This window comes from Aeromicrobium sp. (assembly GCF_025965075.1).
GTDB lineage: Bacteria > Actinomycetota > Actinomycetes > Propionibacteriales > Nocardioidaceae > Aeromicrobium.
The window spans coordinates 1-10350 of record NZ_JAOPXQ010000272.1 but is presented as its reverse complement, the minus strand read 5'-3'; the positions used below and the strand labels follow the sequence as shown (position 1 = coordinate 10350).

The 10350-nt window shown below is 70.8% G+C and carries 13 protein-coding genes, 1 pseudogene and 1 riboswitch; of the genes and pseudogenes, 4 read left to right on the top strand and 10 right to left on the bottom strand.

Going from position 1 to position 10350, the window contains the following annotated elements:
- From JWQ91_RS15920 to JWQ91_RS15910, 3 genes are all read right to left on the bottom strand, one after another.
- Window positions 1-200, bottom strand: a 200-nt coding sequence (locus JWQ91_RS15920) for a heavy metal-associated domain-containing protein (RefSeq protein ID WP_297786397.1), incomplete at its 3' end; no start/stop codon positions are given.
- Window positions 197-433 carry a heavy-metal-associated domain-containing protein gene (locus JWQ91_RS15915; protein WP_297786394.1) on the bottom strand — a complete coding sequence of 79 codons (237 nt, stop codon included), beginning with the start codon at window positions 431-433 and terminating at the stop codon, window positions 197-199. The genes JWQ91_RS15915 and JWQ91_RS15920, both read right to left, overlap by 4 nt.
- 11 nt (window positions 434-444) lie before the next feature.
- Entirely contained in the window at window positions 445-744 is a 300-nt protein-coding gene (locus JWQ91_RS15910; protein ID WP_297786391.1) for a metal-sensitive transcriptional regulator, read from the bottom strand.
- Window positions 745-800: 56 nt separating this feature from the next.
- Between JWQ91_RS15910 and JWQ91_RS15905 the strand changes: the two genes are divergently transcribed.
- Both JWQ91_RS15905 and serA read left to right on the top strand, forming a co-directional pair.
- Window positions 801-1244, top strand: coding sequence for a PaaI family thioesterase (locus JWQ91_RS15905; protein WP_297786388.1), 444 nt, complete (start codon window positions 801-803; stop codon window positions 1242-1244).
- 8 nt (window positions 1245-1252) lie between these two features.
- Window positions 1253-1342: riboswitch (ZMP/ZTP riboswitch) on the top strand.
- A 45-nt stretch (window positions 1343-1387) separates the two neighbouring features.
- On the top strand, window positions 1388-2632 hold the full coding sequence (gene serA / locus JWQ91_RS15900) for a phosphoglycerate dehydrogenase (protein ID WP_297786385.1): 1245 nt from the start codon (window positions 1388-1390) through the stop codon (window positions 2630-2632).
- 59 nt (window positions 2633-2691) lie between these two features.
- Here serA and JWQ91_RS15895 read toward each other — a convergent pair whose 3' ends face one another.
- The 6 genes and pseudogenes from JWQ91_RS15895 to JWQ91_RS15870 form a co-directional block, all read right to left on the bottom strand.
- A complete protein-coding gene (locus tag JWQ91_RS15895) occupies window positions 2692-3504 on the bottom strand; it encodes an NAD-dependent protein deacetylase (protein WP_297786382.1) in 813 nt (270 codons plus the stop codon).
- A gap of 211 nt (window positions 3505-3715) precedes the next feature.
- Window positions 3716-4099 (bottom strand): annotated as a pseudogene (locus JWQ91_RS15890) (DUF1697 domain-containing protein); the annotation flags it as partial.
- 10 nt (window positions 4100-4109) lie between these two features.
- Window positions 4110-4451 (bottom strand): hypothetical protein, encoded by a 342-nt coding sequence (locus JWQ91_RS15885; RefSeq protein ID WP_297786379.1) that lies wholly within the window; start codon window positions 4449-4451, stop codon window positions 4110-4112.
- A gap of 45 nt (window positions 4452-4496) precedes the next feature.
- On the bottom strand, window positions 4497-5936 hold the full coding sequence (locus JWQ91_RS15880; protein WP_297786376.1) for an MDR family MFS transporter: 1440 nt from the start codon (window positions 5934-5936) through the stop codon (window positions 4497-4499).
- 156 nt (window positions 5937-6092) lie between these two features.
- Window positions 6093-8117: an NADPH-dependent 2,4-dienoyl-CoA reductase gene (locus tag JWQ91_RS15875; RefSeq protein ID WP_297786373.1), complete on the bottom strand. Its 2025-nt coding sequence runs from the start codon at window positions 8115-8117 to the stop codon at window positions 6093-6095.
- 5 nt (window positions 8118-8122) lie between these two features.
- On the bottom strand, window positions 8123-8527 hold the full coding sequence (locus JWQ91_RS15870) for a nuclear transport factor 2 family protein (RefSeq protein WP_297786370.1): 405 nt from the start codon (window positions 8525-8527) through the stop codon (window positions 8123-8125).
- 26 nt (window positions 8528-8553) lie between these two features.
- On the opposite strand from JWQ91_RS15870, the gene JWQ91_RS15865 reads away from it, so the two are divergent.
- Window positions 8554-8796 carry an SCO4848 family membrane protein gene (locus JWQ91_RS15865; RefSeq protein ID WP_297786368.1) on the top strand — a complete coding sequence of 81 codons (243 nt, stop codon included), beginning with the start codon at window positions 8554-8556 and terminating at the stop codon, window positions 8794-8796.
- Here the strand turns inward: JWQ91_RS15865 and JWQ91_RS15860 are convergent.
- Window positions 8769-9311, bottom strand: coding sequence for a PadR family transcriptional regulator (locus JWQ91_RS15860; protein ID WP_297786366.1), 543 nt, complete (start codon window positions 9309-9311; stop codon window positions 8769-8771). The genes JWQ91_RS15865 and JWQ91_RS15860 overlap by 28 nt on opposite strands.
- 116 nt (window positions 9312-9427) lie before the next feature.
- Between JWQ91_RS15860 and JWQ91_RS15855 the strand changes: the two genes are divergently transcribed.
- A partial coding sequence (locus JWQ91_RS15855; RefSeq protein WP_297786363.1) for an adenylate/guanylate cyclase domain-containing protein occupies window positions 9428-10350 on the top strand: 923 nt, incomplete at its 3' end.

Here is a 10350-nt window from a genome sequence, read left to right as displayed (position 1 = left end):
GTGTCGATCAGCGACTGCACGTCGACGCCGGGCTCGAGGTCGACCGTGGCCTTCTCGGTGGCGTAGTTGACCGAGGCGGAGACCCCGTCGAGCCGGTTGAGCTTCTTCTCGACCCGCGTCGCGCACGACGTGCAGGTCATCCCGCCGATGTCGAGCTTGACCGTGGTCGAGTCGTGCGTCGCCGAGTCGTGCGTGGTCATGCCAACGGCAGGTCGCGCGGACCCGCCAGGGCGTACCCCGCCTCGTCGATGGCCCCGGCGACCGTGGTGGCGTCCAGGGGCGCTGCGCTCTCGACCGTCACGGTCGAGGTGCCGCCCGCGACCAGGTCGACCGAGACTGTCGTGACGCCGTCGAGCGCGCTGAGCTCCTCGGTGACGGCCCCGACGCAGTGCGCGCAGGTCATGCCGGTGACGCGGTACGTGTCAGTGGTCATGTCGGTCCCTTTCATGAACGGACGAGGCGCGCGATGGCGTCGGATGCTTCCTTGACCTTGATGCCGGCCTCCGGGCCGCCCGCGCGGGCGGCGTTGACGACGCAGTGCGCGAGGTGCTCGTCGAGCAGCTTGAGCGCGACGGCCTCGAGGGCCTTGGTCGTCGCGGAGACCTGGGTCAGGACGTCGATGCAGTAGGTGTCGTCCTCGACCATGCGGGTCAGGCCGCGGACCTGGCCCTCGATCCGCTTGAGCCGCTTGAGGACCGCGACCTTGTCGTCGCTGTAGCCGGGGGTGGGGTGATGCTCGGTCATGCTCACAAACATACCCCTAGGGGGTATACGGTTCAAGCGCCGCCTAGGGTGGACCCATGAGTGAGATCCCTGGACTGGACGGAACGTTGGGTGTCGAGCACGTGGAGGCGGGGCCCGACAAGGTCGTGGCCCGGTTCACGATCGGCGAGCGGCACCTGCAGCCGTTCGGCATCCCGCACGGCGGGGTCTACTGTGCCGTGCACGAGTCGACCGCCAGCGTCGCGGGCCAGATCTGGCTCGACGGCAAGGGCGTCGTGGTCGGGACCAACAACTCGACGGACTTCCTGCGCCAGGCCAAGGTCGGCGACACCATCACGGTCACCGCGACACCGATCCACCGTGGTCGCAGCCAGCAGCTGTGGCACCTGGACTCGACCGACCAGGACGGCCGGCTCGTCGCGCAGGGCCAGGTGCGGCTGGCGAACCTCGACAAGGAGATCCCGGCCGAGGCCGTCTCGCGGTTCACCGGAGCGTACGAGAAGAGTCAGCAGGCCCGGTAGGATGGGGGGCGATCGGCTGCGACTGGCGTTGAGGTGGATACCACCGGGGAGCGGCTGCGACACCACGACATTCGGGACCGTTCGCCTGGGCCCCACGTCAGCCGCCCACCGCTGACCTGGAGACATCCGAGATGATGATGACCATGACGACCACTGATCCGTTCCCCACCGCGATGCTCGAGGACGGTGACGTCCGCGTCCTCCTGCTGGAGAACATCCACACCGACGGTGCGGAGTTCCTGCGCGGCAAGGGCTTCCAGGTCGAGACGCGCGACGGCGCGCTCGGCGAGGACGAGCTCATCGAGGCGATCCAGGGCGTGCACCTGCTCGGGATCCGCTCCACGACGTACATCACCGAGAAGGTCCTGGACGCCGCGCCGGACCTGCTGGCGATCGGCGCGTTCTGCATCGGGACCAACCAGATCGACCTGAGGGCGACGACGGCCCGTGGGGTCGCGGTGTTCAACGCGCCCTACTCCAACACCCGCAGCGTCGTCGAGCTCGCGATCGCCGAGATCATCTCGCTCGCGCGCCGGCTGCACGAGAAGTCCACCGACATGCACAACGGCGTGTGGAACAAGTCCGCCGCCGGCAGCCACGAGATCCGCGGGCGCACGCTCGGGATCATCGGCTACGGCAACATCGGCAGCCAGCTGTCGGTCATCGCCGAGGCGCTGGGCCTGTCGGTCGTGTTCTTCGACATCGACGACAAGCTCGCCCTCGGCAACGCCAAGCGTTGCTCGACGCTGGAGGAGCTGCTCGCGATCTCCGACGTCGTGACGCTGCACGTCGACGGCCGCCCCGGCAACGCCGGCCTGTTCGGCGCCGAGGAGATGGCGCTGATGAAGCCCCGCTCGTTGTTCCTCAACCTGTCGCGCGGCATCGCGGTCGACACCGTCGCGCTGCGCGAGCACATCGAGTCCGGCCACATCGCGGGTGCTGCGGTCGACGTCTTCCCGATCGAGCCCAAGCGACAGGGCGATCCGTTCGAGTCCGACCTGCGGGGGCTCGCCAACGTCATCCTGACCCCGCACGTCGGCGGCTCGACCGAGGAGGCGCAGCAGGACATCGGCCGGTTCGTCGCCTCGAAGCTGCGCTCGTACGCCTCCTTCGGTGGCACCTCGCTGAGCGTCAACATGCCGGAGATCAACCTGCCGGCCGACACGTCCAAGCACCGCCTGGCGCTCGTGCACCGCAACGCCCCCGGCGTGCTGGCCACGATCAACGGCCTGCTCGGCGAGCACGGCGTCAACATCGAGGCGCAGTCGCTGTCGACCCGCGGTGAGATCGGCTACGTCCTGACCGATGTCGCCGCCGAGCTCGGCCCCGACGTGCTGAAGGAGCTGGCCGGCCTCCCCGAGACCGTCCGACTCCGCCAGCTGAGCTGACCACGCCCCCCGCGAATCGGGAGGATGTCGGCGGTTGTGGGTCGTTCTCCGCCGGGAGATCACCCAGAAGTGCCGACATCCTGTCGGGGGAGCAGCTCCGTCAAGGTCTCGGCGCAGCCGGCGTCGAGCTTCAACGTCGCCAGGTCGTCGCCTCGCGTGGTGCCACGGTTGACGATGACGATCGGGATGCCGCGCTTGTGGGCGGCCCGGACGAACCGCAGCCCCGACATGACCTGCAGCGACGACCCCAGGACCACCAGCGACTCGGCCTCCGCGACCAGGGCGTGGCAGCGGGCCACCCGGTCCTTGGGCACGTTCTCGCCGAAGAACACCACAGACGGCTTGAGTCGACCGCCGCACCGGTCGCAGTCCGCGACCACGAAGTCCGACGTCTCGGCCAGCATGACGTCTCCGTCCGGCGCACTCTCGCCGATCCGTGACTCGTAGCCGGGGTTGAGCGCCGCCAGCCGGGTGTGGAGCTCCGCGCGGGGTGTCACCTCGCCGCAGTCCAGGCACACGACCCGGTCGATCCGGCCGTGCAGGTCGATGACCTCGCGGTGCCCGGCCTGCTCGTGGAGCCCGTCGACGTTCTGGGTGATCAGCCCGGACAGCCGGCCCGCCGACTCGAGGTCGACCAGCGCCCGGTGCGTCGCGTTGGGGTCCGCGGACCGCATGCGGCTCCAGCCGACGTGCGCGCGGGCCCAGTAGCGCTGCCGACCCTCGGACGTACGCACGAACTCCTGGTACGTCATGGGTGTCCGGACCGGCGAGCCCGGGCCGCGATAGTCGGGGATGCCGGAGTCGGTCGACACCCCCGCACCGGTCAGGACCAGCCAACGGCGGTCACCGAGGACCTGCACGACCGGGATCATGGGGACAGTATGACTCCGGCGCTCAACCGTCGGCGAACGACCGACGCCGTGGGAGCACGGGATTGCAGACTCACCCCGCCAGCTCGATGAGCTTCCGGACCGTGTTGAGGTTGCGGGCCGTGCCGGGCACGCCGAGCGCCTTGCCGATGGCGTCGCTCTTCATCTCGGGCCGGCCGGCACCGTTGGCGTACCGGATGTGCAGGTCGCGCCCGATGACCTGCCACCGGTCGTCGCCGGTCTCGTAGGTCCCGGCCTTCGCGATCGCCGCGGCGGTCGGGGTGCCGGCGAGGAAGGAGACGTAGGAGTACTTCGACTCGCTGACCTCGAAGGGATGCGCGGCGAGCGCCTCGCGGACCTCGTAGGGGGTGCGCTAGATGACGTCGCGGAAGAAGGCGAACCGTTCCTCGACCGCGCGCTCCAGCGCCCGGTCGAACGCCGCCGCGTCGCCGGGGACGTCGGCCACGAGGTTGCCCGAGGCGATGTACGTCCGGGGGTCCGTCGCGCCGAGCTCGGTCGCGATCTCCTTCAGCTGCGCCATCGGCAGCTGGGCGGGGCCGACGTTGACGGCGCGGAGCAGGACGATGCGGGTGGTCACCGTCCCAGTATCACCGGGTCATCAGCACGACGAAGAGGATCGTCATGACGGCGGCCACGACGATGCCGGCCAGCGCCCGCAGCGCGGTGGACCGCCCCCGGCGGGAGGCGTGCACGATGCCGATCGGCACGAGCACCAGCAGCGCCGCCAGTCCGATCCAGTAGCCGATCAGGACCGCCCCGAAGTAGCCGGTGTCGCAGACCGCGGGCTCGTCCGCGACGCTGCCGCACGAGTCGGTCATGAACACCGAGGTGATCGCCAGCAGCGCGAGCACCACCGAGGCGACCCACTGCGCCGCGTAGATGAGCCAGGCGAGCACGGTGCCGGAGCGCCGGGGCGCGGTGATGGTCATCCCGGGAGGGTACGCGCGCCGGGCCGGTGCCGGCAGCGCTTTGGCTCAGTCCGTCGTGGCGATGCGGCGCGGGATGATCGCGACGGCGGCGATCATGACGACCGCGGCGACGGCCGCGCCGACGTACACCTGGTGGATCGAGGGGGCCAGCACCGCGGCGGACAGGTGCTCGAGATCGGGGTGGTCGGCACCGACCCGGCGGGTGACCGCGGCATTGGCGATCGCACCGAACACCGCGATGCCGAGGGCGCTGCCGACCGACCGGCCGAACATGTTGGTGCCGGTGACGACGCCGCGGGTCGTCCAGTCGACCGAGGACTGCGCCGCGACGAGGACCGGCGAGGCGATGAAGCCCAGGCCGATGCCGACGACGAAGCAGCCGGCCGCGAGGTGCAGGACCGAGCTGTCCCGGCCGACCGTGAGCAGGACCGCAGCGCCGGCGACGACGAACGCCGATCCCATGAACGCGGTGTCACGGAAGCCGATCGTGAGATAGAACCGGCCCGCGAGCGCCGCCGCGAGGGGCCAGCCGAGGGTCATCGCGGCGACCGCGAAGCCGGCGACGAGGGCGTCGGTGCCGAGGACGCCCTGGGCGTACAGCGGGACGTACGACGTCAGGCCGATCAGCAGCACGCCGACGACGAGGCTCGAGGCGTTGGCCCCGATGAGGACCCGGCGGCGGAAGATCCACAGCGGCAGGATCGGCTCGGCCGCCCGGCGCTCGACCAGCACGAACCCGACCAGCAGGACGGCGGCCGCGACGAGCACCCCGATGCTCGCGGTGGAGTCCCACGCCCACTCGACGCCGCCCTCGAGCAGCCCGAGGATCAGCAGCGACCCGCCCGTGGCGAGCAGGAGCGCACCGGCGTAGTCGATCGTGTGGCGGGTGCGGGTGACGTCCTCGTGGAAGCGGCGGACCAGCATCGCGGCGGCGGCGAGCCCGATCGGGATGTTGACGAAGAAGATCCAGCGCCACGACAGGTGATCGGAGAACACGCCGCCGAGGGTCGGGCCGATGACCGACGAGGCGCCCCACACGCTGGCGACGTAGCCCTGGACCTTGGACCGCTCCTCGACGGAGTAGAGGTCGCCGATGATCGTCATGCTCATCGGCAGGACGGCCCCGGCGCCGAGACCCTGGACCGCGCGGAACACGATGAGCGACAGCATGCTCCATGCGACCCCGCACAGGATCGAGCCGAGCAGGAACAGCGCGATCCCGATCAGCATGATCGGCTTGCGGCCGACGATGTCGGCGAACTTGCCGTAGAGCGGGACCGAGATCGCCTGGGCCAGCAGGTAGACCGAGAACAGCCACGGGAACTGGGCGAAGCCACCGAGGTCCTCGACCACCGACGGGACCGCGGTCGCCAGGATCGTGGCGTCGATCGCGACCAGCCCGACGCTCAGCATGACCCCGAGCAGGACAGGTCCGCGCTCGGAGCGGAGCCCGACGGAGGAGCGGGTGGGGGTGGAGGCGGTCACGTCAAGAGTTCAACCCGTTCCACCCCGCAACGATTCCCTCCGGCCGGGGGAGGTGCGGATTACCACGGTCCCTTGGCAACGCTGCGCATACCGCAGGAAGCATCCCCCGGGACGTGACAGGTTGCCGAGGGACCGTGGTAATCCGACGCCCCCGGGTCAGACCCGGGCGGCGAGCTCCGTGGCCTGCTTGATCGCCCGCTTGGCGTCGAGCTCGGCGGCGACGTCGGCGCCGCCGATGACGTGGACGGGCCGGCCCAGGGCCTCCAACGGATCGACCAGGTCCCGGACCGACTCCTGGCCCGTGCACAGGACGATCGTGTCGACCTCGAGCACCCGGGACTCCGAGGTGTCCTTGCCGGTCGCGACCGTGATGTGCAGGCCGGCGTCGTCGATGCGGTCGTACGTCACGCCCTTGACCATCTCGACGCCGGAGTCCTTGAGCGTCTCCCGGTGCACCCAGCCCGACGTCTTGCCCAGGCCCTTGCCCAGCGGCGTGGTCTTGCGCTGCAGGAGCGTGACGGCACGCTTCGGCGGGGCGGCGACCTTGGTGGCCAGCCCGCCACGCTCGACCGCCGGGTCAACGACGCCCCAGCGGGCGTTCCAGTGCTCCAGCGACTCGTCGGGCTCGTGGAGCAGGAACTCCGACACGTCGAAGCCGATGCCGCCGGCGCCGAGCACCGCGACCCGCGAGCCCACGGCGGCGGTCCCCCGGATGACATCCTGGTAGGACACCACCGAGGCGTGGTCGACGCCCGGGATCGACGGGATCCGCGGCTCGACGCCCGTCGCGATCACGACCTCGTCGAAGTCGGCGAGGTCGTCGGCCGTGGCGCGGACGCCGAGCAGGACCGTGACTCCGTAGAGCTCCAGGCGGCGGGAGTAGTAGCGGATCGTCTCCTTGAACTCCTCCTTGCCGGGGATGTGCATCGCGAGCCGGAACTGGCCCCCGACCTCCGGCAGCGCCTCGAACACCTCGACGGTGTGGCCGCGCCCCGACAGCTCGGACGCCGCGGCGAGCCCCGCGGGCCCGGCGCCGACGACCGCGACCCGCTTCGACACCCGGGTCGGCGACAGGACCAGCGTCGTCTCGTGCGCGGCCCGCGGGTTGACCATGCAGCTCGCCCGCTTGTTGACGAACGTGTGGTCCAGGCAGGCCTGGTTGCACGCGATGCAGGTGTTGATCTCGTCGCCGCGGTTGTCGGCGGCCTTCTGCACGAAGAACGGGTCGGCCAGCAGCGGCCGGGCCATCGACACCAGGTCGGCCTGGCCCGAGGCGATGATCTCCTCGGCGACCTCGGGGGTGTTGATCCGGTTGGACGCGACGACGGGGATCGACACCTCGGGCTTGAGCTTGCCGGTGACCCAGGCGAACGCCGCCCGCGGGACCGACGTCACGATCGTGGGCACCCGGGCCTCGTGCCAGCCGATCCCGGTATTGATGATCGAGGTGCCGGCGGCCTCGAGCCGCTGGGCGAGCTCGACGGTCTCCTCCCAGCTCTGCGCGTTGTCGACCAGGTCGAGCAGCGACATCCGGTACATCACGATGAAGTCGTCGCCGACGGCCTCGCGCACCCGCTCGACGATCTCGACCGGGAAGCGCATCCGGTTCTCGGCGCTGCCACCCCAGCGGTCCGTACGGTTGTTGGTCCGCGCGGTCAGCATCTGGTTGATCAGGTAGCCCTCGGACCCCATGATCTCGACCCCGTCGTAGCCGGCCCGGCGGGCCAGCACGGCCGACGCCGCGAAGTCGTCTACGGTCCGCCCGACCTCCTTGGTCGACATCGCCCGCGGCTTGCCGAACGGGGTGATCGGCGACTGGATCGTCGAGGCCGCCCGCTTGAACGGGTGGTAGCCGTAGCGGCCGGCGTGCAGCAGCTGCATCACGATCTTGCCGTCGTGCTCGTGCACCGCGTCGGTCACGATGCGGTGCTTGTCGGCATAGCGCGCGGACGTCATCTGCGAGCCGAACGGCAGCAGCCAGCCGTGCCAGTTGGGGGCGTAGCCACCCGTCACCGACAGCGCCACACCGCCCTTGGCGCGCTCGCCGAAGTACGCCGCGAGCTCGGGCAGGTGCTTGGCCCGGTCCTCCAGGCCCGTGTGCATCGAGCCCATGATGACGCGGTTGCGCAGCGTCGTGTGGCCGAGGTCGAGGGGCTCCAGCAGGTGGGGGTACGGGTTCACGGTGGTCACTCTCCGGTCATGTCGGCCACGGCTTCGGCCTGGATCTGGGGGAACTGGGCGGCCATCGCCTGGGCGAGGGCGTTGGCGGCCGACAGGGGGCGCACCATGACGGTCAGCTCGCTGATGAGCCCCGCGTCGTTCGTGCGGATCAGGTCGATGCCGTGCAGGCTCACGCCGTCGGCGTACGTCTCGAAGACCAGCGCGGACCCGCGCCCGTCGGCGTCCTCGAGCTCGCGGACGTACCGGAAGTCGGTGAAGACCCGGCCGACGCCGCGCAGGATCGCGGCCACGATGGCCCGGCCCTCGTAGGGCTTGAACGCGACGGGGCTGCGGAACACGACGTCCTCGGCCAGCAGGTCGCCGAGCGCGGCGTAGTCACCCGCCTCGACGGCGGCGCGGAAATCGTTCATGCGTGCTCCTGTGATGGGATGGGGTCGTGATCTCGAAGACGGCTGCCCGGTTCCTCGTCGCCGCGGGCGTGTTCAACATCGTGGTCTGGCCGCGCTTCGCGAAGGCCGTCGTGGACGACGACCGGGCGTGGGCCGGCGAGCACTGGCACAGCGCCCCGCAGGCGTTCCTCTGGGTGCACGCGGTGCTGATCACCGCGGCGGTCCTGATCGGCCTGGGCGTGCTGGTCGTGGGCGTCCGGGCTCATCGCTCGGCTCCGTCCAGCCGCTGAAGGATCTCGTCGCACCACGCGATGCCGGCCTCCTCCGCGAGGATGCCGCCGCGCAGCACGAGCCAGCCGCCGATCTCGTCCGGTCGCAGGTCGTCCGGGTCGGGATAGAACCGCGCGGCGCTCTCGGCGTAGTAGGCGAGCCGCTCCTCGTGGGCGCGGCGGCGGACCCGGACGTCGTCGACGATCGCGGCGGCGTCGCCGAACGGCAGCGCCCGGAGCTTGACCGCGAACTCGCTGCGCAGGTGCTCGATCGGGGTGGCCTTGGAGGTCCACACCGCGAGCTCGTCGCGCCCCGCGGGGGTGATGACGTAGACCTTCTTGTTGGGCCGGCCGCCCTGCGCGACGAGCTCGGACTCGACCCAGCCGTCGCTCTCCATCCGGCCCAGGACCTTGTAGATCTGCTGGTGGCTGGCCTTCCAGAAGTGCCCGATCGAGGCGTCGAACCGGCGGGCCAGGTCATATCCGGAGGCGGACTTCTCCGCCAGGGAGACGAGGATCGCGTGCTCCAGGGCCATGGCGGCACCGTAGTACGCATCGCGATGCTGTGCAACTACATGCATAGGTGAGATCGGCGCGGGTCCCGGGCGGGCAGCGACTACGATGCCCGGGACCACGACGTGAGGAATTCCCCATGGCAGCCAACGACCCGGACGGGTCCGCCTTCGACCCGTCGTTGCTGATCGACGTCGCGGCGGCCTACCTGTTCGACGAGCCGCCGTCGCTGACCCAGACGCAGGTCGCCGCCGCCGCGGGGGTCGACCTCGAGACCGCCAACGCGATGTGGCGCCACCTGGGCTTCTCCGCGGTGGGCGAGGACGAGGTGGCGTTCACCCCGGCCGACGTCGAGGCGCTGCGGATCACCCAGCGGCTGACCGAGCTGGGGGTCGTCGAGCCCGAGCGGATGCCGCAGTTCGTCCGCTCGGTGGGGCGGTCGTTCTCCCGGCTCGCCGACTGGCAGACCCGGCTGCTGCTGAGCTCGATGACCGAGCAGGACGGCGACGACGACCCGCCGCTGGACGTGCTGACCGAGGTCATCCCGATGGTCGAGCAGGTGCAGGGCTACATCTGGCGCCGGCACCTGCTGGCGACCGCGAGCCGGATGGCGCTGCGCGGGGCCTCCGCCGGGGCGGCGACCCCGTCGACGGTCGGCTTCGTCGACATCGTCGGCTACACGTCCCGCAGCCGACAGATGACGACCCGGGCCCTCGGCGACATGGTCGAGTGGTTCGAGCGGGTCGTGACCGATCTCGTCGTGGCCCACGGGGGCCAGGTCGTCAAGACGATCGGCGACGAGGTGCTCTACACCGTCGACGACCCGGTGCTGGCCGGCGAGCTGGCCCTCGCGCTGGTCGAGCGGGCGGAGACCGACGAGCGGTTCCCGGAGGTGCGGGTCGGCTCGGCGTACGGGCCGGTGCTCGCCCGGCTCGGCGACGTCTTCGGCCCCACCGTCAACCTGGCGTCGCGGCTGACGTCGCTGGCCCGGCCGGGCCGGGTCCTCGTCGACGCCGAGCTCGCGGGGCTGCTGCGCGACCACCCCGAGCTGCTGCGCCTGCG